General features: G+C 68.5%; 25 protein-coding genes and 1 riboswitch. Of the genes, 9 read left to right on the top strand and 16 right to left on the bottom strand.

Annotated elements, in window-relative coordinates; all coding sequences use genetic code 11:
• The first annotated feature begins 11 nt into the window (after window positions 1-11).
• Window positions 12-626, top strand: coding sequence for a 5-formyltetrahydrofolate cyclo-ligase (locus CDN99_RS13830; protein WP_088385445.1), 615 nt, complete (start codon window positions 12-14; stop codon window positions 624-626).
• Between the two features lie 21 nt (window positions 627-647).
• Here CDN99_RS13830 and CDN99_RS13825 read toward each other — a convergent pair whose 3' ends face one another.
• The gene (locus CDN99_RS13825; protein WP_088385444.1) at window positions 648-1628 is read right to left on the bottom strand and encodes a LysR family transcriptional regulator; all 981 of its coding nucleotides are present in this window, start codon (window positions 1626-1628) and stop codon (window positions 648-650) included.
• A 126-nt stretch (window positions 1629-1754) separates the two neighbouring features.
• Between CDN99_RS13825 and CDN99_RS13820 the strand changes: the two genes are divergently transcribed.
• Window positions 1755-2108 carry a DUF2917 domain-containing protein gene (locus CDN99_RS13820; RefSeq protein ID WP_158218844.1) on the top strand — a complete coding sequence of 118 codons (354 nt, stop codon included), beginning with the start codon at window positions 1755-1757 and terminating at the stop codon, window positions 2106-2108.
• On the opposite strand, the gene CDN99_RS13815 is transcribed toward CDN99_RS13820, so the two are convergent.
• Complete coding sequence (locus tag CDN99_RS13815; protein ID WP_169727046.1) at window positions 2059-2589, bottom strand: TfoX/Sxy family protein; 531 nt, start codon at window positions 2587-2589, stop codon at window positions 2059-2061. The two genes, CDN99_RS13820 and CDN99_RS13815, sit on opposite strands and share 50 nt — an antisense overlap.
• Before the next feature lie 84 nt (window positions 2590-2673).
• Here CDN99_RS13815 and CDN99_RS13810 point away from each other — a divergent pair, with 84 nt between their 5' ends.
• A complete protein-coding gene (locus tag CDN99_RS13810) occupies window positions 2674-3294 on the top strand; it encodes a 5-formyltetrahydrofolate cyclo-ligase (protein WP_088385441.1) in 621 nt (206 codons plus the stop codon).
• Entirely contained in the window at window positions 3291-4625 is a 1335-nt protein-coding gene (gene pepQ / locus CDN99_RS13805; RefSeq protein WP_088385440.1) for a Xaa-Pro dipeptidase, read from the top strand. Before CDN99_RS13810 ends, pepQ begins: the two co-directional genes overlap by 4 nt.
• 70 nt (window positions 4626-4695) lie before the next feature.
• Here the strand turns inward: pepQ and CDN99_RS13800 are convergent, their stop codons facing one another.
• The 4 genes from CDN99_RS13800 to ahcY all read right to left on the bottom strand — a co-directional run bounded on the left by CDN99_RS13800 (window position 4696) and on the right by ahcY (window position 8484).
• On the bottom strand, window positions 4696-5331 hold the full coding sequence (locus tag CDN99_RS13800; RefSeq protein WP_088385439.1) for an OmpW/AlkL family protein: 636 nt from the start codon (window positions 5329-5331) through the stop codon (window positions 4696-4698).
• Window positions 5332-5460: 129 nt separating this feature from the next.
• Window positions 5461-6300, bottom strand: a complete 840-nt coding sequence (gene metF / locus CDN99_RS13795; RefSeq protein WP_088385438.1) for a methylenetetrahydrofolate reductase [NAD(P)H] — start codon at window positions 6298-6300, stop codon at window positions 5461-5463.
• Window positions 6297-7028 carry a TlyA family RNA methyltransferase gene (locus CDN99_RS13790; RefSeq protein WP_088385437.1) on the bottom strand — a complete coding sequence of 244 codons (732 nt, stop codon included), beginning with the start codon at window positions 7026-7028 and terminating at the stop codon, window positions 6297-6299. The genes metF and CDN99_RS13790 overlap by 4 nt, the downstream gene beginning before the upstream one ends.
• Window positions 7029-7050: 22 nt before the next feature.
• Window positions 7051-8484, bottom strand: coding sequence for an adenosylhomocysteinase (gene ahcY / locus CDN99_RS13785; RefSeq protein WP_088385436.1), 1434 nt, complete (start codon window positions 8482-8484; stop codon window positions 7051-7053).
• Window positions 8485-8593: 109 nt separating this feature from the next.
• Window positions 8594-8692: riboswitch (S-adenosyl-L-homocysteine riboswitch) on the bottom strand.
• Between the two features lie 31 nt (window positions 8693-8723).
• Between ahcY and CDN99_RS13780 the strand changes: the two genes are divergently transcribed.
• Window positions 8724-9548 (top strand): HAD family hydrolase, encoded by an 825-nt coding sequence (locus CDN99_RS13780; protein WP_310732478.1) that lies wholly within the window; start codon window positions 8724-8726, stop codon window positions 9546-9548.
• Window positions 9549-9569: 21 nt separating this feature from the next.
• Here the strand turns inward: CDN99_RS13780 and CDN99_RS13775 are convergent, their stop codons facing one another.
• The 5 genes from CDN99_RS13775 to CDN99_RS13755 all read right to left on the bottom strand — a co-directional run bounded on the left by CDN99_RS13775 (window position 9570) and on the right by CDN99_RS13755 (window position 11414).
• Complete coding sequence (locus tag CDN99_RS13775; protein ID WP_141100783.1) at window positions 9570-10046, bottom strand: hypothetical protein; 477 nt, start codon at window positions 10044-10046, stop codon at window positions 9570-9572.
• Window positions 10047-10239: 193 nt separating this feature from the next.
• Complete coding sequence (locus CDN99_RS13770; RefSeq protein WP_088385433.1) at window positions 10240-10434, bottom strand: oxidoreductase-like domain-containing protein; 195 nt, start codon at window positions 10432-10434, stop codon at window positions 10240-10242.
• 41 nt (window positions 10435-10475) lie between these two features.
• Entirely contained in the window at window positions 10476-10739 is a 264-nt protein-coding gene (gene infA, locus CDN99_RS13765; protein ID WP_088385432.1) for a translation initiation factor IF-1, read from the bottom strand.
• A gap of 87 nt (window positions 10740-10826) precedes the next feature.
• The gene (locus tag CDN99_RS13760) at window positions 10827-10997 is read right to left on the bottom strand and encodes a hypothetical protein (RefSeq protein ID WP_310732477.1); all 171 of its coding nucleotides are present in this window, start codon (window positions 10995-10997) and stop codon (window positions 10827-10829) included.
• A 210-nt stretch (window positions 10998-11207) separates the two neighbouring features.
• Complete coding sequence (locus CDN99_RS13755; protein ID WP_088385555.1) at window positions 11208-11414, bottom strand: cold-shock protein; 207 nt, start codon at window positions 11412-11414, stop codon at window positions 11208-11210.
• Between the two features lie 409 nt (window positions 11415-11823).
• On the opposite strand from CDN99_RS13755, the gene CDN99_RS13750 reads away from it, so the two are divergent.
• Together CDN99_RS13750 and CDN99_RS13745 are read left to right on the top strand one after the other, a co-directional pair.
• Entirely contained in the window at window positions 11824-12057 is a 234-nt protein-coding gene (locus tag CDN99_RS13750) for a hypothetical protein (protein WP_088385430.1), read from the top strand.
• A gap of 215 nt (window positions 12058-12272) precedes the next feature.
• Entirely contained in the window at window positions 12273-12938 is a 666-nt protein-coding gene (locus tag CDN99_RS13745) for a hypothetical protein (protein ID WP_088385429.1), read from the top strand.
• 10 nt (window positions 12939-12948) lie between these two features.
• On the opposite strand, the gene CDN99_RS13740 is transcribed toward CDN99_RS13745, so the two are convergent.
• Window positions 12949-13890 (bottom strand): AraC family transcriptional regulator, encoded by a 942-nt coding sequence (locus CDN99_RS13740; protein ID WP_088385428.1) that lies wholly within the window; start codon window positions 13888-13890, stop codon window positions 12949-12951.
• A gap of 184 nt (window positions 13891-14074) precedes the next feature.
• Here CDN99_RS13740 and CDN99_RS13735 point away from each other — a divergent pair, with 184 nt between their 5' ends.
• On the top strand, window positions 14075-15103 hold the full coding sequence (locus CDN99_RS13735) for an aldo/keto reductase (protein WP_238139517.1): 1029 nt from the start codon (window positions 14075-14077) through the stop codon (window positions 15101-15103).
• A 351-nt stretch (window positions 15104-15454) separates the two neighbouring features.
• On the opposite strand, the gene CDN99_RS13730 is transcribed toward CDN99_RS13735, so the two are convergent.
• From CDN99_RS13730 to metK, 4 genes are all read right to left on the bottom strand, one after another.
• Window positions 15455-16552: a DNA glycosylase AlkZ-like family protein gene (locus CDN99_RS13730; RefSeq protein ID WP_088385427.1), complete on the bottom strand. Its 1098-nt coding sequence runs from the start codon at window positions 16550-16552 to the stop codon at window positions 15455-15457.
• A 188-nt stretch (window positions 16553-16740) separates the two neighbouring features.
• A complete protein-coding gene (locus CDN99_RS13725; protein ID WP_088385426.1) occupies window positions 16741-17748 on the bottom strand; it encodes a GGDEF domain-containing response regulator in 1008 nt (335 codons plus the stop codon).
• Window positions 17749-17834: 86 nt separating this feature from the next.
• On the bottom strand, window positions 17835-18869 hold the full coding sequence (locus CDN99_RS13720) for a GGDEF domain-containing response regulator (RefSeq protein WP_088385425.1): 1035 nt from the start codon (window positions 18867-18869) through the stop codon (window positions 17835-17837).
• Window positions 18870-19024: 155 nt separating this feature from the next.
• A complete protein-coding gene (gene metK / locus CDN99_RS13715) occupies window positions 19025-20203 on the bottom strand; it encodes a methionine adenosyltransferase (RefSeq protein ID WP_088385424.1) in 1179 nt (392 codons plus the stop codon).
• A gap of 161 nt (window positions 20204-20364) precedes the next feature.
• Here metK and CDN99_RS13710 point away from each other — a divergent pair, with 161 nt between their 5' ends.
• Window positions 20365-21255, top strand: coding sequence for an LpxL/LpxP family acyltransferase (locus tag CDN99_RS13710; RefSeq protein ID WP_088385423.1), 891 nt, complete (start codon window positions 20365-20367; stop codon window positions 21253-21255).
• Window positions 21256-21257: the final 2 nt, after the last annotated feature.

Genomic DNA, 21257 nt, shown 5'->3' with positions numbered 1-21257 from the left:
GCCGAACTGCGATGAATGCCTCCCCCAAGGATCCGGTCTCCGACACCGCCGGCAAGACCTGGCCCCATGAGCGAAACGAATTGCGCCGCGCCTTGCTGGCGCGTCGCCGCGAATGGTGGGCCACCGCCGAGGCGCGTCTCGCCGCCGACAAGCTGGGCGAGCAGTTGCTGGGACTGCTGCATCAACTCGAGCCGCTGAGCCTCGGCCTGTACTGGCCGCTGGAGGGGGAATTTAACGCAGCGGCCTGGGCCGCGGGGCACAAGCTGGGCGCGGAGATGCAACTGGCGCTGCCCTTCGCGCGCAAGGCCGGCGATCGCGGGCCGGCGGCGATGGAGTTCCGCCGCTGGGACGGCGCCGAGCCGACCCTCAAGGACGAGTGCGGCATTCCCAGCTGCGCCGGCCCGGTGCTGGTGCCGGAAGTGTTGCTGGTGCCCTGCCTCGGCTTCACGCGAGAGGGCTTCCGGCTGGGCTACGGCGGCGGCTATTTCGACCGCTGGATGGCCGCCCATCCCGGCGTCACCGCGATCGGCCTGGCGTGGCAGGGCGGCGAGGTGGACTTCGAGGTCCAGCCGCACGACCAGGCGCTGACCGTCGTGCTGACGGAGCGCGAGGTCATCGCGCCCTGACCGTCCCAGGGCGCGCGCGGCTCAGGTCGAGCGCTCGTCGATGGGCGGGTCGGGCTCGCCGATCGCGCGGCGGGTGAGGGCGGCCTGGGCCGCGATCCAGCGCGCGAACTCGACCACCTCGGGCCGCGTGCGCCCGTGGTCCGACAGCATCAGCCAGTACACCGTGGGGCAGTCGGTGCGGCCGGCGTCGCCGAAGGGCTCGACCAACTCGCCGCGCTGTAGCGCCTCGAAGATCAGCGGCAGCCGCGCCAGCGCGACCGCCTGACCGGACACCGCCGCCTGGATCTGCTGGTAGGTGAAGTTCAGGTACATCCAGCGCCGCGGCTGCAGGTCGGGCGCGCCATGTCGAGCCAACCAGCTGCGCCAGCTCAGGAACAGGCCGCTGGGGCGCTGGTCGTCCTCCTCGGCGAGGGTGTAGTGGCGCAGGTCCGACGCTTCCCGCAGCGGCGGGCCCTGGCCGTCGGCGGCCTGGTTGGCCACCCACGGATTGACCACCGGCGTCAGCACCTCGCCGAACATGCGCTGCGCCGACGGCGGCACGCGGCCCGGCGCTGCGTAGCGCAGCGCGATGTCGACCTCGCTGTCGTCCAGGTCCACGAGCTGGTCATGGGCGGAGACGCGGATGTCCATGTCCGGGTGCTCGCGCTGGAAGGCCTCCAGGCGAGGGATCAGCCACAGCGACGCGAACGAGGCGAAGGTCGTGACGTTGACGACACGCCGGCCGCGCGCCTGACGAATCTGCCGCACCGTGCCGTCCAGGCGCTCCAGCGCCGTCAGCACGGCCCCCTGCAGCAGGCGGCCGTCCGGGGTGAGCTCCACATGGCGGGTGCCGCGCAGGAACAGCGTCGCGCCGAGCTCCTCCTCCAGCGTGCGGATCTGGCGGCTGACGGCGGACTGGGTCAGGAAGAGCTCCTCGGCCGCCGCGCTGAAGCTCAGGCGCCGCGCGACCGCCTCGAAGGCGCGCAACGGGCCGATGGTGAGGGGGCGGCGGGAGGGATTCATGCGCGAATGGTATCAATCGACGCGACAAGACTCATTGGACCCGGATGCGGGGCAACCCTAGTATTACGCCATGTCCACGGGGAATGCCGCCAGTGCGAGCAGCGCCCGAAGGGCAAGGAGAAGATCATGAACGTCACGTCGAAGTCATCAATCCAGGTCAGCCATGACGACGCCGCATGGAGCCTGGCGCAGGGCGAAGCGATGAGCCTGCCCATCGGCCCGGGCCGCCGCGAACTGCGCGTGCTGGACGGCCGCGTCTGGGTCACCCAGCAAGGTGCCCTGGACATGCCGGCCCACGACTACTGGCTGACCGCCGGCGAGACGCTCGAAGTGCAGGACGGCGCCCAGCTCGTCGTCGAAGCCTGGCCCACCGCGCGCTTCCAGCTGCTGGTGCCGCCGCAGGCCTGCCCGGCTCGCCGCGAGCGCAAGCTCAGCCTGCCCGTTTTCGGCTTGCCCGGCCTGCGGCCGGCGGGCGCTTGACGGCGGGGCCGTCGGTGTCCGACTTCAGCTTCTTCTCGGTCTTGAGCGCCGCCGCCGTGCCGGCGCTCTTCTTCCTGGTGCTGGCCTTCGGCTTCGCGTTGACCGAGCGCAAGGCCGCCTCCATGGCCAGCCGCCCCCAGGGCAGCATCAAGGGCGGGGACTCGAGCGTTTCCTCCGGCGGCCGGAAGTAATTCAGGCTGGCGGTCTCCAGCCGGCCGTCCTTGCCGGCCTTCGAGTACCGGAACGGCTCGCACCCGGCCTCCACGTACCGTGACTGGCTGACCGCGTCGGCCTTCAGGTAGAGCTCGTCCCGGCTGACGATGGCGACGAACAGGTCGTCCACATACAGGCCGAACCCCCCGAACATCCGCCGCGCGAGGACCGGCCCCAGCGGCGCGAGCAGCTCCATGCAGTGGTTGGCGAAATCGCTGCCCGAGCCGGTGACGCGACGGACGGTTCCCGAGGTGGTGGTTCGAGTCATGCGGGCCACTCTAGCGCGGGCCGCGCGGGGCGGCCACAATCGCCGACTCCGGGGCCGCGTCCGGCCCTGGCGCAGAGGAGCCGGATGGATCTTCCCAACGACAAGCAGCCGACATCGACCCCGCCCACGCCGGCCCTGGCGCAGGACCGCCAGGCCCTGCGCGAGCGCCTGATCCAGGAGCGCCTGGACCTGCCGGGGCGCCTGGAGTTGGCGGACCACTTGCAGCGTGTGCTGCGCGTGTGGCTGGTGGCGCGCAAGGAATTGCGCATCGCCGCCTACTGGCCGATCAAGGGTGAATTCGATCCGCTGCCGGCGCTGTACCGGTGGAGCGAGGTCGACGCCCATCGCCGCATCGGCTTGCCGGTGGTGGATCGCGAGGAAGGCCGGCTGCGCTTCCATGTCTGGTATCCGGGCTGCCCGATGGAAGAGGACGCGACCGGCATCACCAAGCCGAAGGACACCGAGGCCTTCGATCCGCAGTTGCTGCTGCTGCCCTGCCTGGGCTATGGGCCGGGCGGCATCCGCATGGGATACGGCGGCGGCTTCATGCTGCGCACGATCGCGCAGATCACGCCGCGGCCGGTGGTGGTGGGCGTCGGTTACGGCCACGGCTTCCAGCCCACGCTGACCGCGATGCCGAACGACGTCAAGCTCGACGCGATGCTGACCGAGATGGGACTCGTCTGGGAGAATTCGCGCGCATGACGTCTTCTGATTCCACCTCCCTGCCGGCGCTCTACGCCGCCCATCTGGCCGAGCAGCAGCGCCGCACCGAACAGGCGCTCGCGCGCGGCGGCTACGACGCGCTGGTGATCGCGTCCGGCGTCGAGAAATTCGCGTTCCTCGACGACCGGCCCTATGTCTTCCAGCCCAATCCCCACTTCAAGCTGTGGGCACCGCTGGTCCAGCATCCCGACAGCTGGCTGGTGATCCGGCCCGGCCACAAGCCGCGCCTGGTCTATTGCCAGCCCGAGGACTACTGGCACGTGCCGCCGTCCGCGCCGAGCGGCTTCTGGGTCGAGCACTTCGAGTTGATCATCGTCCGCCGACCGGAAGACGCGCGCGAGCACCTGCAGGTCGCGGGTCGCCTGGCCATCGTCGGCGAGGCCGACGCGGCGCTGGACGGGATCGTCCCGAACAATCCGCTGGAGGTGCTGAATCCGCTGCACTACGCCCGCGCGGTGAAGACGCCGTACGAATTGCTGCGCTTGCGCGAGGCCTCCAGGTCGGGCGCGAGGGCGCATCTGGCGTCGCAGCGCGCGTTCCGCGAGGGGCGCTCGGAGGCCGAGATCCATCGCGCCTACCTCGCCGCCAGCGGCCATGCCGAACGCGAGCTGCCCTACGGCAACATCGTCGCGCTGAACGAGCACGCGGCGGTGCTGCATTACCAGTACCAGGACGTGGCGGCGCCGGCGCGATCGCTGTCGTTGCTGGTGGACGCGGGCGCGCACAGCTGCGGTTACGCGTCGGACATCACGCGCACCACCGGCAACGGCGACGCGACTTTCCAGGCGTTGATCGATGCGATGGAGGCGGCGCAACTGCGGCTGGTCGACCAGGTCCGCGCGGGCGTGGACTATCGCGGCATCCACCTGGCCTCGCACCGCGAGGTGGCGGGTGTGTTGCGGCGGCTCGGCATCGTGGCGATGAGCGAGGAGGCGATGGTCGCGGAGCGCGTCACGTCGACCTTCCTGCCGCACGGCATCGGCCACCTGCTGGGCCTGCAGGTGCATGACGTCGGCGGCTTCATGGCTGGCGAGGACGGCGGCACCATCGACAAGCCCGAGGGCCATCGCTATCTGCGCCTGACGCGCGTGCTGCAACCGGGCATGGTGGTGACGATCGAGCCGGGGCTGTACTTCATCCCCATGCTGCTGGATCAGCTGCGCGCGACCCCGGCCGCCGCGCAGGTCGACTGGACGCTGGTGAAGCATCTGAGCGCCTTTGGCGGCGTGCGGATCGAGGACGACGTCGCGTGTCGCGACGACGGTGCGCCGGAGAACATGACGCGGGACGCGTTCGCCGCGCTGGGTTGATCCGGGCGCGAGCGACGCCGAAAAGACGAAAGGGCCCGCGGGCCCTTTCGTGCGTACGGAACCCTGAGACTCAGAACCGATAACCGACGCCCACGCCGATCAGCAGCGGGTCGATCTTGAACTTGCCGACGGTCGCGCCCTTGGAGCGGATGTCGGTGCTCATCTGGAGCTTCTTGATGTCGACGTTGATCGACCACTGCTTGTCCAGCATCACATCGAAGCCGGCCTGCGCCGCCAGGCCGAAGCTGTTCTTCTGGATGCTGGGCTGCAGCGCCGCCTCGATCGCGGGCTCGAAGCGGACGCCGGAGAAGCTGGTGTAGTTCAGGCCGGCGCCGACGTAGGGACGGAAGCGACCTTCCGGGTTGAAGTGGTACTGCAGCGTCAGCGTCGGCGGCAGGTGCTTGACGCTGCCGATGCGTGAGCCGTTGCTGTAGATCGTGTGGCGCTGCGGCACCGTCAGGATCAGCTCGGTCGCGATGTTCGGGGTGATGAAGTAGCTGAAGTCGAGCTCGGGGATCGTCTTGCGGCTCAGCGACAGGCCCAGGCCGGTGCTGTCCTTGTTGGCCGGATCGATGTTCACCGCGCGGGCGCGGAACAGCCACGGGGTCTCCTGCGCCTGGGCCGGCATCGCGGCGACGGCCATCAGGCCCGCGAGCGACGCGGCGGCGAGGGCGGACAGGCGAACGGAGGGGTGGGGGCGAGACATGCGATTTCTCCTGGTCGATGGGATGACCGGGATTGAACGCCTGGGGTCCTCGCCGAACGTTGACGCTTCACAAGGAAGCGACCCGAACCGCCAGGGTTCATCGCTGCGCCGGGCGGCGCTTGCGCCTTATCAAGCTTTCCGGGCGAGACCGAGGCGTTCGCACAACTCCAGCGTCAGCGCGCTCTGATTAAGCGTATAGAAGTGCAGCCCCGGCACGCCGCCGGCGATCAGGCGTTCGCACAGCTGCGCGACGACGTCCAGGCCGAAGGCGCGCACCGACGCGGCGTCGTCCAGATAACCTTCCATCTTCATCGCGACCCAGCGCGGGATCTCGATGCCGTCGCGCTGCGCGAACTGCGCGATGCGCGAGAAGTTGTTGATGGGCATGATGCCCGGCACGATCGGCACCTCGACGCCCATCGCCTTCGTCGCGTCGACGAAATGGAAGTAGGCATCGGGGTTGTAGAAGAACTGCGTGATCGCGCCGCTGGCGCCGGCGCGGATCTTGTCGGCGAAGAACTGCAGGTCGCGCGCGGCGTAGCGTTGCTGCGGGTGGTACTCGGGGTAGGCGGCGACCTCGATGTCCCAGTCCTCGCCCTGCGTCTCGCGGATGAAGCGCACCAGCTCCGCGGCGTAGCGGAACTCGCCGGCCGTCGCCGTGCCGCTGGGCAGGTCGCCGCGCAGCGCGACGACGCGGCGGATGTTCTGCGCGCGGTAGGTCGCGAGGATCTCGGCGATGTTCTCGCGCGTCGAGCCGACGCAGGACAGGTGCGGCGCGGCATCGAAGCCCTGCGACGCGATGTCGGCGACGGTGGCGAGCGTCTTCTCGCGCGTCGAGCCGCCCGCGCCGTAGGTGACGCTGAAGTACTGCGGGTCGACCGCGCGCAGGTCCTGCACGACGGTCTTCAGCTTCTCGGTGCCGACCGGCGTGTTGGGCGGGAAGAATTCGATGCTGACAGGCGTCGTCATGGTTTCTGAACCCAGATGAAAAATTCGGTGTTGCCGTCGCCGCCGGTGACGGGACTCTCGAACCAGCCCCTGACGACGAGGTCGCGCTTCTCGGCGGCCGCGACGGCCTGCTCCTTGAGCACGACGTATTGCGCCTTGTCCTTGACGATGCCGTTCTTGTTCAAGGCCTTCGGGCCCAGCTCGTACTGCGGCTTGATCAGCAGCAGCGCCTGGCCTTGCGGCTTGAGCCAACCGACCACGTGCTTGAGCGTGCCCACCATCGAGATGAAGCTCAGGTCGCCCACGACCAGGTCGAAGGGCGCGGCGGGCACGTAGTCCTTCACGTGCATGCCTTCATGGGCCGTCACGCGCGGGTCCGCCTTCAAGGTCTCATGCAGCTGCCCGTGGCCGACATCGATGCCGGTCACGTGCGCCGCGCCGGCCTTGAGCAGCACGTCGGTGAAACCGCCCGCGCTCTGGCCCATGTCCAGCGCCGAGAGGCCCGCCACCGAGACACCGGCCTTGGCCAGCGCGCCTTCGAGCTTGAGCCCGCCGCGCGAGACATAACGCAGCTCGGCGTCGTCCGTCACGCGCAGCGGCGTGGTCGCCAGCAGGTCCTCGCCGCACTTGCGCACGACGGTCCAGCCCTTGGGGCCTTCCCACTCGACCGCGCGTGCGTCGATCAGCCGCTGGGCGGCCGAGCGCGTGGGCGCCAGGCCAAGGGAGAGAAGCAACTGATCAGCACGCATGGTCGGGTCTCGGGTCAGTCGATCAATAGCGGTACGTGTCGGGCTTGTACGGCCCTTGCTTGGACACGCCGATGTACGCGGCCTGCTCGTCCGTCAGCTCGCTCAACTGCGCGTTCAGCGTCTTGAGCTGCAGGCGGGCGACGTGCTCGTCCAGGTGCTTGGGCAGCACGTAGACCTGGCCGACCGCATACGCGTCCTTGTGCGCGAACAGCTCAATCTGCGCGATCGTCTGGTTGGCGAAGCTGGAGCTCATCACGTAGCTCGGATGGCCCGTGCCGCAGCCCAGGTTCACGAGGCGGCCCTTGGCCAGCAGGATGATGCGCTTGCCGTCCGGGAAGATCACGTGGTCGACCTGCGGCTTGATCTCCTCCCACTCGTACTGCTCGATCGAGGCGATGTCGATCTCGTTGTCGAAGTGGCCGATGTTGCAGACGATGGCGTTGTGCTTCATCACGGCCATGTGCTCATGGCGGATCACGCCCTTGTTGCCGGTCGTGGTCACGAAGATGTCGGCCTTGTCGGCGGCGTACTCCATCGTCACGACGCGATACCCTTCCATCGCGGCCTGCAGCGCGCAGATCGGATCGATCTCGGTCACCCAGACCTGCGCCGACAGCGCGCGCATCGCCTGGGCCGAGCCCTTGCCCACGTCGCCGTAGCCGGCGATCACCGCGATCTTGCCGGCGATCATGACGTCGGTGGCGCGCTTGATGCCGTCCACCAGCGACTCGCGGCAGCCGTACAGGTTGTCGAACTTGCTCTTGGTGACCGAGTCGTTGACGTTGATGGCGCGGAACAGCAGCGAGCCCTTGGCCGACATCTCCTTCAGGCGGTGCACGCCGGTGGTCGTCTCCTCGGTCACGCCGATGATCTCGGCGCTCTTGCGGGTGTACCAGGTGCCGTCCTCGGCGATCTTCTTCCGGATCGCGGCGAACAGGACGCGCTCTTCCTCGCTGCCCGGATTGGCCAGGACCGACAGGTCCTTCTCGGCCTTCTGGCCCAGGTGCATCAGCAGCGTCGCGTCGCCGCCGTCATCCAGGATCATGTTGGGGCCTTCGCCCGGGGTGCCCTTGGCGCCGAAGTCGAAGATGCGGTGCGTGTAATCCCAGTAGTCCTCCAGCGTCTCGCCCTTGTAGGCGAACACCGGCGTGCCGGCGGCCACCAGCGCGGCGGCGGCATGGTCCTGCGTCGAGAAGATGTTGCACGAGGCCCAGCGCACTTCGGCGCCCAGCGCCTGCAGCGTCTCCACCAGCACGCCGGTCTGGATGGTCATGTGCAGCGAGCCGGTGATGCGCGCGCCCTTGAGCGGCTGGGCGGCGGCGTACTCCGCGCGGATGGCCATCAGGGCGGGCATCTCGCTCTCGGCGATCTTGAGTTCCTTGCGACCCCAATCGGCCAGCGACAGGTCTTTGATCAGGTACTGGTCTTGCGCCAGGGGCTTCAGTTGGGCGGTCATGCGGGCTCCTACGAGGAAGGGCCGTCGACGCCGCGGGCGGGGGGATCGCTGAAGAGGAGGGCGGCGGTGCCGCTTCGCTCGTTCGAGCCTCACCCGGCCTGCGAAGGTCGACGGGTGAGCGCGGTTGCCATGGCCGCGGGCATGTCGTCGCGCGGCGGTTCCGAGCCTGGCCTCGATGGGTGGGGAGGTCGCAACGCTCCTCGGAACAGGGCGCGATTGTAGACGCACAATCGCTGCCCATGCGAACGATGAAGCCGCTGGCCGATTGTCCCGCCGAGGTCTGGCGCGCCGTGCGCGGCGTGCTGACCGACATCGACGACACGCTGACCGGCGAGGCCGGCATCGCGCCCGCCGCGCTGTCGGCGCTGGGGCATCTGCGCGAGGCGGGCGTGCCGGTGATCGCGATCACCGGCCGGCCGGCGGGCTGGAGCGAGCCGTTCGCGATGGCGTGGCCGGTGCGAGGCATCGTCGCGGAGAACGGTGGCGTGCTGCTGCATCGCGACGGCGCGCGCTTGTGCAGCGAGTTCAGCCAGGACGACGCCACCCGCGCCGCCAACTTCGCACGCCTGCAGGCGTGCGCCCGCGAGATCGTCGCGACCGTTCCCGATGCCCGGCTCGCGCGCGACAGCGCCGGTCGCCTGACCGACATCGCCATCGACCATGCCGAGTTCGCGACGCTCGATGACGACGCCATCGCCGCCGTCTGCGACCTGATGCGCGCGCATGGACTGGTGGCGACGGTCAGCTCCATCCATGTCAACGGCTGGATCGGCGAGCACAGCAAATGGAGCGCGGCGCACTGGGCGGTGCCTCGCCTGACGGGCCTGGACTTCGATGCGCGCGAGTGGGTCTATGTCGGCGATTCGACGAACGATCAATTGATGTTCGAACGCGTGCCGCTGTCGGTGGGCGTGGCCAACATCGCGCGGTTCCTGCCGATGCTGGCGCACCCGCCGGCGTATGTGACGGAGGCGGCGCGCGGCGACGGTTTCGCGGAGGTGGCCAGGGCGCTGCTCGCGTCGCGTGGCGGCGTGCCAGCAGGTGCCGTGCGTCCAGGCGCTTGAATGACAGGGTGTTCGGGCGACTCAGGCGGCTCGGCGCTCCGAGGTCGCCGCGACGGCTCGCGCTTCGCCGGCGTCATGGAATCGTGGTGGCGCGGCGGGGTCCTCCTCGATCGGCCGACGTGGACGCGGTTGGCGGCCCTCGACCGGATCGCGGGCATGGCGACCGACCAGCGCCGAGATCCCGGGCCAGTCCTGACCACGCGGCAGCACTCGCGCCAACGCCGCATGGCTGACGCGGCCGCCGATGGCGACCAGGCGCATCGCCACCTCTGCCCGCCGCCGTCGCAGCCGCGGCAGCAGCCAGCGGTTGGTCGGCCGCTCCGGCACGACGCTGCGGTGCGGCATGCAGCGGTGCTCGGCCGTCAGCAGATGGCGCAGCAGCACCTCGAGCGCGGGGGGCTCCAGGTGGCGCCAGTCGACGCTCAACCGCGACAGCGCGAAGCGCAGGTTGGCCGCCGCATCGGAATGCGCGAGGTGGAACCGGTTGTGGCTGGTCATGAACATCGAGACCCCCTGCCTGACGAGGCAATCGCGTGCGGCGCCAGGATGGCTCCGACGGACCGCACGGGCAAGCGCGGCCCCTGCCTGTTTGTCGGCCTTCCGCGTGGGGGACTGAAGTCCGGGCGCGCCCGGAGACGTCCCAAAAAGTAAGGGCCGCGCGAGGCGGCCCTTCGGTCGGGGGGCCAGGGCGTCATTGCTCCTGGGGGTGGCGGGCGTTCCACGCGCGCAGGTCCTGGCGATATTGGTCCATCGCCAGGTCGTGCAGGTCGAAGATGCACGGATCGCAACCATTGCCGCAGCAGGCATCGATGTCCGGCTGCTCCGGCGGGCGGGGCATCGGATCGTCGGCGGCGCTGTCGGCGCCGGGCGGCTCGGCGGTGGTCATGAGGCCGGATTCTCCCGCACGCCAGGCGCGGGAGATCGTTCTCAGCGGCGGACCGGAGGACGGCTCGGCGCGGGACCGCCGGAGCGGCTCAGGTGGCGGAATGTGATCCGGCCCTTGGTCAGGTCGTACGGGGACATCTCCAGCGACACGCTGTCGCCGGCGAGGATGCGGATGTGATGCTTGCGCATCTTGCCGCCCGTGTAGGCAATGATCTGGTGACCGTTCTCGAGCGTCACGCGGAAGCGGGAGTCGGGCAGGATTTCATTGACCACGCCCTGCATTTCAATCAGTTCTTCCTTGGCCATCCGGGATTGTCCTTTCTTGAATATGAGGGTAACGCCAGTCGCGACCGTGTCGTGGACCGACGCCGATCGAATCGATCGGGATGATGCTCAATGGCAACGCGCCCAGGCCGTGCCTTCGTCGGCCGCGTAGCGCAAGGCGTCGCGGCGGTTGGGAAAGCTCGGCACGAATCGCATGACTCGATCGATGCTGGCCATGCCGCGTCCCGATCGGATCGAGACCGAGGCGGAGTAACCGCCGTCGACATGGGGTTTGGTCATTGGTGAGACAAGGTAACGCCCCACCTCAATGCTTTTGATTGGCATAGTTTCATGAGGTGTGCGCCTTGACAGGATTTCGCAAAGTGCAAGACCGTCTTGGCGCGGTTTCGGAATGTGCGCTTTGCAGGGACCAGTTTTAAGCCGCGCCCTGCTGCGGCTGTACTGCGGTTCGGCAAGTCCTGGGGATCCGCGAGGGACCCCCACGGATTTTTACAGGCTGCGGATGTTCGCGGCTTGCAGACCCTTCGGGCCTTCCTTGACTTCGAATTCCACCTTGGCGCCTTCGGCCAGCGTGCGGAAGCCGCCGTTGTTACGGATTTCGCTGTGGTGGGCGAACAGGTCCTTGCTGCCGTCGGCCGGGGTAATGAAGCCGAAGCCCTTGCCGTCGTCGAACCACTTCACGGTACCGGTTTGAATGCTCATGATCGTTTCCTTTGTTGCTGGAATCTTTGGGATTGAATAACTGTCGCGAACAGCGCGAACAGTCCCTCCGCCTTCCAAAACAAGGCGGAGTAGAGACGCTCAAGCGCACGAACCGGGAGTTGATGCTGTAGCGAGCCGCCCGCTAGAGAGGTCAGTTGGGGAGTTGACCGGCGGGGCTGCAGATGAAGACCTGAAGAGGGTGGTCTTGCGCGAATCAAGCGGCAGAGTGTACTACAAGCTTTCCGTTCTTGCACCTTGTGTCGATTTCAGGCGACGAAGGCGCCGCCGGCGAGGGAGCAGGTTGGTGCGTTGTGAGCCCATACTGTTCGTCCAACCGCGGCAGACTCGTGGCCCTTCGGGAAAAACGGGCGAGCGGATTTCGGGGACAAGACAGGGGAGCCCCATGGACGTACGACTGACCATCGAACGCCTGCCCAAGCTTCGCGTCATGCGGGTGGACCGCGTGATCCTGGACGGACCGAGGCGCAATGCCGCGGTCGTGTTGTTCGAGCGAGGCGAAACGCTGACCGACATCGTGCTGACCGTCTACGTCGCCGACGTCGGGGACCCACAGGCTCAGATCGCCGTGCGTCGGCATCTGGATCCGGAGCGAAGTCAGCCCGGCTGGCGCGTGTAGCGGACGGGCGCTGTCGCGCCTGCCACCGGCTGCCGAGTTCCCGTGACCCGCCGACCCCCTGGGTCGGATGGGTGCTCGCGTCCGACCGTCCCTTGAAAGAGCGTCACGCGGGACCCGTCGTCGCATCACGCCGGCAAGCCTTCGCAGGCGGATACCATCGCGCCCGATATCACGGCGGCCTGGGAGGGCGCGATGGATCGAGGGGGACGCCCGGCATGACCGAGGCGCAGTGGGCGCGACCGCGGCGGTCGCGGATCTGGATCGGCCTGGCTGCGGCATTCCTGGTGCAGGGTCTGGGGGTGGGGCTGCTGTGGTGGGACCATGGCGGGTGGCGGCTGGGCCGGCGCGAGGAGGCAACCCGGCTGACCAAGGTGCGCTTGATCGCCGACACCCAGCGACCGCGGGCGCGGAGCGATGACCGCGACCGGCCGCGCATGACCCGCCCGGCGGCGACGATCTCGACGCACTTGCCGGCGCCGATCGTGATCGCGGCGCCCGAGCTGTCGCAAACCTTGCCACCCGACGCGCCGCCGGCCGACGCCACCGGGGCCGCGTTCTCGCCGGGCTCCGGGCGCACGACCTTGAATCTGGCACTGCCGCGCCAGCGCGCCGCCTCGGATCCCGTGCTGCGCATGGCCGACGAGGTCCGCCACGACACGCGCTCCCACAGCGTGCGTCGTTCGGTCGAATGGGCCGTCGCGGATGGTGCGGGCACGCTGCCGGTCGAGGTCAGCGTCTCCACCAGCGAGTCCGGATCGAAGCTGGTCCGGCAAGGCAGCAAATGCGTGCGGGTCTACGAGAACCGCGTGGCCGCGCTGCATCCGACCGACGATCGGCTCAAGGGCGCGCCGGCGATGTCGGGCAAGTGCTTCTCGAAGTGAGACGCGCGGCTCAGCCGGCGCGCTGCATTTGCTCGATGTCCGCGCGCGGCGGCGTGCCGAAGAGCCGCCGGTACTCGCGGCTGAACTGGGACGCGCTCTCGTAGCCGACCTGGTGCGCCGCCGCCGCGGCATCGATGCCGTCGGCCAGCATCAGCCGGCGCGCGTGCTGCAGCCGCAGTTGCTTCTGGTACTGCATCGGCGACATGCTCGTCAGCTGCTTGAAGCGCTGGTGCAGCGTGGACGCGCTCATGTGCGCCACCTCGGCCAGTTCGTCGATGCTGATGGGCTCGTGGAAGCGGCGGTTCAATTCGTCGATCGCGCGTGAGAGCCGCCGCGTCGCGCTGTCCTGCACCGCCAGCGTGCGCAGCCGCGGGCCCAGCGGGCCGGTCAGCACGCGGTAGAAGATCTCCCGCTGCAGCAAGGGGCCCAGCACGCGCTGATCTTCCGGGCTGTCCAGCAGTTGCATCAGCCGCAGCGTCGCGCCCAGCAGGGGCTCCGAGACCGGCGCCACGTTCAGCCCCGATTGCGCCCGCGGCGCGACGTCCGTGCTCGCCGGACCCACCTCCAGCATCAGCTCCGCCAGCGTCTGCGTGTCGCAGCTCACCCGCACGCACAGGTAGGGCTTCTCCGGCGTCGCATCGATGACCTGCCCCTTCGGCAGCATCGTCATCGACACCAGCAGGAAGTGCAGCGGGTCGTAATACAAGGTCTCGTTGCCCAGCTCCACCTTCTTGCGGCCCTGCAGTACGACGACCACGCCAGGCTCGTACAGCGCCGGCGCGGTGCGCGGCGCGATGGAGCACGCCTTGATCAGCTGCAGGCACGGAATCGCCGTCGCGTGCGAACCCTCGCTGCCGACGTGGCGCAACGTCAGATCGACCATCTGCGCGCGCAAGGCCTGCAGTTCGTCGACGTGAGCGTGGGCGGTGTGGAGCGGGGTGGGGGCAACCATGCGACGAATTGTGCAAGCTCGTCGCACGCGTGCCCAGCGCGCGCGCCGGGCTGGGGCACGGGTCCGGAGGATTGGGCAAGGACCGGCGAGGTTTGCGCTGGTCCGCCAGGGGGCCGCCTTCCTAAGCTGACGTCATCGCGGCGGCACCTGTCCCGCCGCGGTCTGACCTTCAAGGAGTGCCGTCATGACCATCATGTCCAAGGAACCGCTCAACAACCTGCCTCAATTGCCCCGCCGGCGCCTCGGCGCACATGGGCCCGAGGTGTCGGCGCTCGGGCTCGGGTGCATGGGAATGTCCGACTACTACGGGCCCGCGGACGACGCGGCGTCCATGGCGACGCTGCATCGCGCGTTGGACCTGGGGATGAACTTCCTCGATACCTCCGATGTCTACGGCGGCGGCGCCAACGAGCGCCTGCTGTCCGGGCTGCTCGCCAATCGACGGCGCGAGGTCGTGCTGGCGACCAAGTTCGGCATCGTGCGCAACGCCGAGGGCCTCTCCTCCGGCGTCAACGGCGCGCCCGCGAACGTCCGCGCCTCCTGCGACGCGTCGCTGCGGCGGCTGGGGGTGAATCACATCGACCTGTACTACCTCCATCGCGTCGATCGCAAGGTCCCCATCGAGGACACCGTCGGGGCGATGGCGGAGTTGGTCCGGTCCGGACGCGTTCGACATCTCGGGTTGTCGGAGGCGTCGGCGGAGACGATCCGCCGCGCCCACGCCGTGCATCCGATCGCAGCCGTGCAGACCGAGTACTCGCTGTGGACACGCGATGTCGAAACCGACATCCTCCCGACCTGCCGCGAACTCGGCATCGCGCTCGTGCCCTACAGCCCCCTCGGGCGCGGCTTCCTCACCGGAGCCATCCGCAATGCCGACCAACTGGCCGCCAACGACTGGAGGCGACAGAACCCGCGGTTTCAGGAGGGGCACATGGCGCAGAACCTGGCCCTCGCAGACGCGATCGTCGCGTTGGCCCGCGACCACGGCTTGACGCCGGCTCAACTCGCGCTGGCGTGGCTCCTCGATCGGGGACCAGATGTCGTGCCCATCCCTGGAACCCGCAGCATCAACCGCCTCGAAGAGAACGCCATGGCCGCTCGCATCCGCCTCAGCGACGTGCTGCGCGAGGAACTGCGGGATCTGCTCGACGATCACCCAGTGGCGGGGGCACGGTATCCAGAGGTGTCGATGGGGCTGTTGAACGCTTGAGTTCCTGAGTGCCCCATTCCAATAGCCCGCCGGGATTTCGCCCCGGCGGGCGACTCCCTTTTCTGGTCGCGCCCAGAAAAGGAAGCAAAAGAAGCGCTGACTCCCGGCGAGCTTGCTCGCTGACACGCGGTCCGTCGCTCGTCACTGCGCTCCGAGACTCGTCCGGCATTGCTACTGGAACCACCATCGCTCGCTGTCGTCCCTCCCCCCTCGCTGCGAAGGCTTGCCCGCTTGCGCGGGACGCGCCGACCGAGACAACCAGCGCCTCTTCGCTCCTGTTTACTCCCCCCTCGCCGCTGCTCAGCGCTCCTCATTTCTCGTTGGGAAGGGCGGTATGACTGGGGCGGGCTTCTATGGGTCGAGGCCGAGGAAGAGCGAGGTCTCGTGGTAGGCCTCGTCCAATGCGGTGCGGAATGCGGGGTCGCGGGGGCGCTTGTCGATGAAGCCCAGGTCAGGGACCAGTCGGCCATCGCTGACCTTCAGGTTGGCCCAACCAATCATGCGGTCGCCCCACAGCATCGGCAGCGCGTAATGGCCCATCGTGCGCTTGGCAGGGGGCGTGTAAGCCTCGAATCGGTAGGCCCAACCCCACAGGCGCTCAAAGCGGCGACGGTCCCAGACCAGCGGATCAAATGGGGCCAGGAAACGCAGCCTCAGCGGGTCCACCCTGTGAGCGCGCGACGCAGGATTCTCGTCCTGCGGCCAATACCAGGTCTCGCCATCGACCTTCGTATGTCCGTATCGCTGCTTCGCGTCCTTCAGCGCGTTGCGCGCCTCGGCCTTCAAGTGCGGCGTGCCGTAACCCAGCAACGTCGTCAGGTAGCCCAGGCTCGGCGACGGCAACGGCGCATAGAGCGCGACGATCATGTCCAGCAACGCGGCCGCGCGTGCGTGGCGCGCCTCGGCGCCTTCGTTTTGCGGCGCGTGCGCGACCGCTTCGTAGACCCGCGTGCCCGCGTCGCGGCGCGCCACGCGCAACAGGCCCCGGTAATGCATGCCGTCGAGCAGGTGCGTGCTGGCATTCAACTCCCCACCCCAGTACCCGGCCACGCGGCCATGACTGAAGGCCCGCTGCACATCCTGCGGATGCGTCCGGCCTCGCGCCTTGATGAAGGCCAGCACCTCCGCGGCGCGCCCGTTCATCTCGTCGTCCCACGCATGCCTGGCGGTGCGGGGGTGCAGCAGCGCCAGGTGCTCGCGTGGCAGGAAACCATAGTTGACGAGGCAGTCCTCCTCGACCGCCAGTCGCGCATAACGCGCCTCCAGGTCGCCCGCCCGGTATCCCTTCACCCGATGCATCAGGATCAGGTCCTGCGCTCGCGCCGGCGCACGGATCGGGTCGGCCTGGACGAAACCCAGCCGCTGGATCGCGCGCAGCAACGTCGTCGGCTTGAAGAAGGTGCGGGCGATGGCGTGGCGACGCAACGCATCGTGATCGATCACGGGCATACGGAACGGTGGCAGGCAATGAGAGTCGCAACCTTAACCGCCCCAGCGCGCCGGTTCTGGCAGCAGGCCGCGTTCCGATCCACCAACATCGAAGCACCTGACACCACGGGCCAGTCGCCAATCGCCAATCGCCAATCGCCAATCGCCAATCGCTGATCGCTGATCGCTGATCGCTGATCCTTCGGACGCTACAGCGGCGCGAAGCCCGAGGGCGCCTGCTCCACCGTGTCCATCTGCATCTCGAAGCTGAAGAAGCGGTTTCGCCCGCGCGACTTGGCGGTGTAGAGGGCGTCGTCGGAGCGGCGTAGCAGGCCTTCGACGGTGGTGTCGGCGTCGGGCACGCAGGTGGTGATGCCGCCGGAGAGTGTCACGTAGGACTCGACCGAGTCGGGGTGGAGCATGTTGCAGTTGCGCAGGGTGCGCATGACGGCGCGCGCGAAGGTCATGGCGCCGCTGCGCGGGGTGCCGGGCAGGATGAGGGCGAATTCCTCGCCGCCGTAGCGGGCGGCGCAGTCGCGCGGACGCCGGCAGGTTTCGCGCAGCAGGTGGGCGACGCGCTGCAGGCAGGCGTCGCCGGCCAGGTGGCCGAAGCTGTCGTTGTAGCGCTTGAAGTGGTCGATGTCGCACAGCACCAGCGTGAGCGTCTGCTGGTCGCGGCGGGCGCAGGCGATCTCCTGCTCGAGCCGTGCGTCGAAGGCGCGGCGGTTCATCAGCCGCGTCAGCGAGTCCTCGCCGGAGAGCTTCTCCAGCCGCTCGTTGCTGTGCCGCAGTTCGTCGGAGACCGCCTGCAGCCGCGATTGCATGCGCCGCAGGCGCTGCATGGCGCGCAGCTTGGCCTGCAGCACGGTGCTGGAGACGGGCTTGACGAGGTAGTCGTCACCGCCGGATTCGATGCCCTGCCAGAGGTCCTGGTCACAGTCGCGGCTGGACAGGAAGATGATGGGCGTCCAGCCGCCGGACTCGTGGGCGCGCATCTGGCTGGCGACCCAGTAGCCGTCGTGGTCGGGCATCTCGACGTCCAGCAGCACCACGTCGGGATGCTGCCCGTCGAACTGGGCCAGCGCGCTGTCGCCGCAGTCGGCCTCCAGGGTGTGATGACCGATCGCCGCGAGCTGGCTGCACAGGTGCTGGCGCGTGCTCGACTGGTCGTCGACAACCAGGATGCGAAGAGGCGGCAGCGAGGCGGACAGGTCCATGGCCGGGCATCGTCGAGCAGCGGCAGCAAGGCGCTGCCGAGCCGATTATGCGGGCCGGGTCCGCCGCCCGGCAGTTCGGGTATGCCTCAAGTCGGGGACCCCGGAGCGGGGGACGCGACGGGCGCGAACCGGCGCTGTTCCTGCGTGTCCATCTGCATTTCGTAGCTGAAAAACCGGTTCCGGCCGGTCGACTTGGCGTTGTAGAGCGCGTCGTCGGCACGGATGATCAAGCCCTCGGCGCTGGTGCTGTCGTCCGGCAGGCAGGTGGTGATGCCGCCCGACAGGGTGATCGTGCTGTCGGTGGGCGAGTCCGGATGCGGGATCGCGGCCAGTTGCACCGTCCGCATCAGCGCGCGCGCATAGGTCATCGCGCCGGAGCGCGGGGTGTTGGGCAGGACCAGCGCGAATTCCTCGCCGCCATAGCGGCCGGCGCAATCGCTCGGGCGGCGGCAGGTTTCCTTCAGCAATTGGCCGAGGCGGCGCAGGCAGGCGTCCCCGGCCACATGGCCGGCGGCGTCGTTGTAGCGCTTGAAGTGGTCGACGTCGCACAGCATCAGCGTCAGCGGCTTGCCGTCGCGCCGCGCCAGGTCGAGCTCCTGCTGCAGCCGGGCATCCAGCGCGCGACGGTTCATCAGCCCGGTGAGGGCGTCGATGCTGGACAGCTCCTCCAGCTGCGCGTTGGCGGCGCGCAGTTCCTCGGACATCTGCACCAGGCGCCCCCGCATCTGCGCCAGGCGCTGCATCGCGCGCAGCTTGGCGTGCAGGATCATCGCGGAGACGGGCTTGACCAGGTAGTCGTCGCCGCCGGATTCGATGCCCTTCCACACGTCCTCGTCCTGCTTGAACTGGGACAGGAAGATGATCGGCGTCCAGCCGCCCGGTTCGGCGGCGCGCATCTCGCGGCAGGTCCAGTAGCCGTCATGCCCCGGCATCTCGACGTCCAGCAGCACCAGGTCGGGCCGGTAGCGCCGGAACAGCTCCAGCGCCCATTCGGCGCTGTCGGCTTCCAGCACGCGGTGTCCGGCGCGGTCGAGCTCGGCGGTCAGCGCCACGCGGGTGGCGCTCTGATCGTCGACGATGAGGATGGTCAGCGGGTTCGGCGTGGTCGGCATGGCTTGCATCCGACCATTGTGCCGGGCGAAGCCGCATACGAAAACGACAACAGCGCGCGACGACGGAAAGCGACAGGGCCGCGCGAGGCGGCCCTGGTCGGGGGATCAAGTCGGCGCGGCGGCGGTCGATGACCGGTCCCGCGGCAGGGTCTTCCCCCGCGGCGTCAGACGCCGGCCGCCTTGCGCAGCGCGGTCGCGCGGTCGGTGCGCTCCCACGTGAATTCCGGCTCCTCGCGGCCGAAGTGGCCGTAGGCGGCGGTCTTGCCGTAGATCGGGCGCAGGAGGTCCAGCATCTGGATGATGCCCTTGGGACGCAGGTCGAAATGGTCGTTGACCAGCGCGGCGATCTGGTCGTCGGGGATGACGCCGGTGCCCTCGGTGTAGACCGTCACGTTCATCGGACGCGCCACGCCGATGGCGTAGGCCACCTGGATCTGGCACTGGCGCGCCAGGCCGGCCGCGACGATGTTCTTGGCCACGTAGCGGGCGGCGTAGGCGGCCGAGCGGTCGACCTTCGTCGGGTCCTTGCCCGAGAATGCGCCGCCGCCGTGCGGGCAGGCGCCGCCGTAGGTGTCGACGATGATCTTGCGGCCGGTCAGGCCGCAGTCGCCCTGCGGGCCGCCGATGACGAAGCGGCCGGTCGGGTTGACCAGGTACTTCGTGTCCTGCAGCCATTCCTTGGGCAGGACGGGCTTGATGATTTCCTCGATGACGGCCTCGTAGAACTCGGGCTTCATCTTGTCGCCCAGCGACATCTCGGGCGCGTGCTGCGTGGACAGCACCACGGTGTCGACGCTGTGCGGCTTGCCGTCGACATAACGCATCGTGACCTGGCTCTTCGCGTCGGGACGCAGGAAGGGCAGGCGGCCGTCCTTGCGCAGCTGGGCCTGGCGCTCGACCAGGCGGTGCGCGTAATAGATCGGCGCGGGCATCAACTCGGGCGTCTCGTCGCAGGCGTAGCCGAACATCAGGCCCTGGTCGCCGGCTCCGGTGTTCAGGTGGTCGTCGGAGGCCTGGTCGACGCCTTGCGCGATGTCGTTGCTTTGCTTGTCGTAGGCGACGAGCACGGCACAGCCCTTGTAGTCGATGCCGTACTCGGTGTTGTCGTAGCCGATGCGCTTGATCGTGTCGCGGGCGACCTGGATGTAGTCGACATGCGCGTTCGTGGTGATCTCGCCGGCCAGCACGACCAGGCCGGTGTTGCACAGCGTCTCGGCAGCCACGCGCGAGCGGGGATCCTGGGTCAGGATCGCGTCAAGGATGGCATCGGAGATCTGATCCGCGACTTTGTCGGGGTGACCCTCGGAGACGGATTCCGAGGTGAAGAGGAAATCGCTCGCCAATTTAAACTCCTGTAATTCAGTCCACGGGCGTTGCCGAGCTGGGAGTCAGGCGGCGAACGCTTTAGCGGGATTTATGAGTCGCCCCGCAAGTTGTCCAGATTAACTCGGCGACAGGGGCGCATTATAGGAACGATGGCCACCCCGGGTGGCGGACAAGGTCGATGGGAAAACTCGCGACGCATGCGTTGATCGGAATGTTGTGGCTTCTGCACTGGTTGCCGCTGCGTTGGTTGGCCGCATTGGGATGGGGGCTGGGCGCGCTGCTGTACCGCGTTGCGGGGTCACGCCGCCGCGTGGCGCAGCGCAACGTGGCGCTGTGTTTCCCCGAGAAGTCGGCCGCCGAGCGCGAGGCCCTGGTGCGCGAGCACTTCGGCTGGCTCGGCCGCAGTCTGCTGGAGCGCGGCCTGCTGTGGTTCGCGCCGGCCTCGCGGCTGCTGCGGCTGATGCGCATCGAGGGCAACATCAAGCTCTCCGAGCAGGTCGACCGCCCGGTGATGTGGCTGATGCCGCACTTCGTGGGCCTGGACTGGATCGGCCCGGCGCTGATGCTGAATCAGGCCCGCCCCGGCGCCAGCATCTATCAGCGCCAGAGCAACCGGATCTTCGACGAGCGGCTGCGGCTGGCGCGCTCGCGCTTCGGCACGACCAAGCTGGTGGACCGCCACGACGGCGTGCGCAGCGTGCTGCGGCACATCCGTGACGGGTATTCGTTCCTGAACCTGCCGGACATGGACTTCGGCCCCAAGGACTCGGCCTTCGTGCCGTTCTTCGGCGTGCCCGCCAACACGCTGCTGGCGCCGGCCAAGATTGCGCAGACCATGAAGATGGTGGTGCAGCCGGTGATCGTCACGATGCTGCCCAAGGGCGAAGGCATCGTGGTCCACGCGCATGAGCCGCTGCAGGGTTATCCCAGCGGCGACGTGGAAGCCGACGCCCTGCATTTCCATCGCTGGCTGGAGGACCGCATCCGTGAGCACCCGGCCCAGTATTTCTGGGTCCACAAGCGATTCAAGACCCGCCCGCCCGGTGAGCCGTCGCTGTATTCCCGATAATC

Source organism: Roseateles aquatilis, from assembly GCF_002205645.1.
Classification (GTDB): Bacteria; Pseudomonadota; Gammaproteobacteria; order Burkholderiales; family Burkholderiaceae_C; genus Roseateles; species Roseateles aquatilis.
Note: the sequence above shows the minus strand (reverse complement) of the source record. Positions and strands in the feature narration are given on the sequence as shown.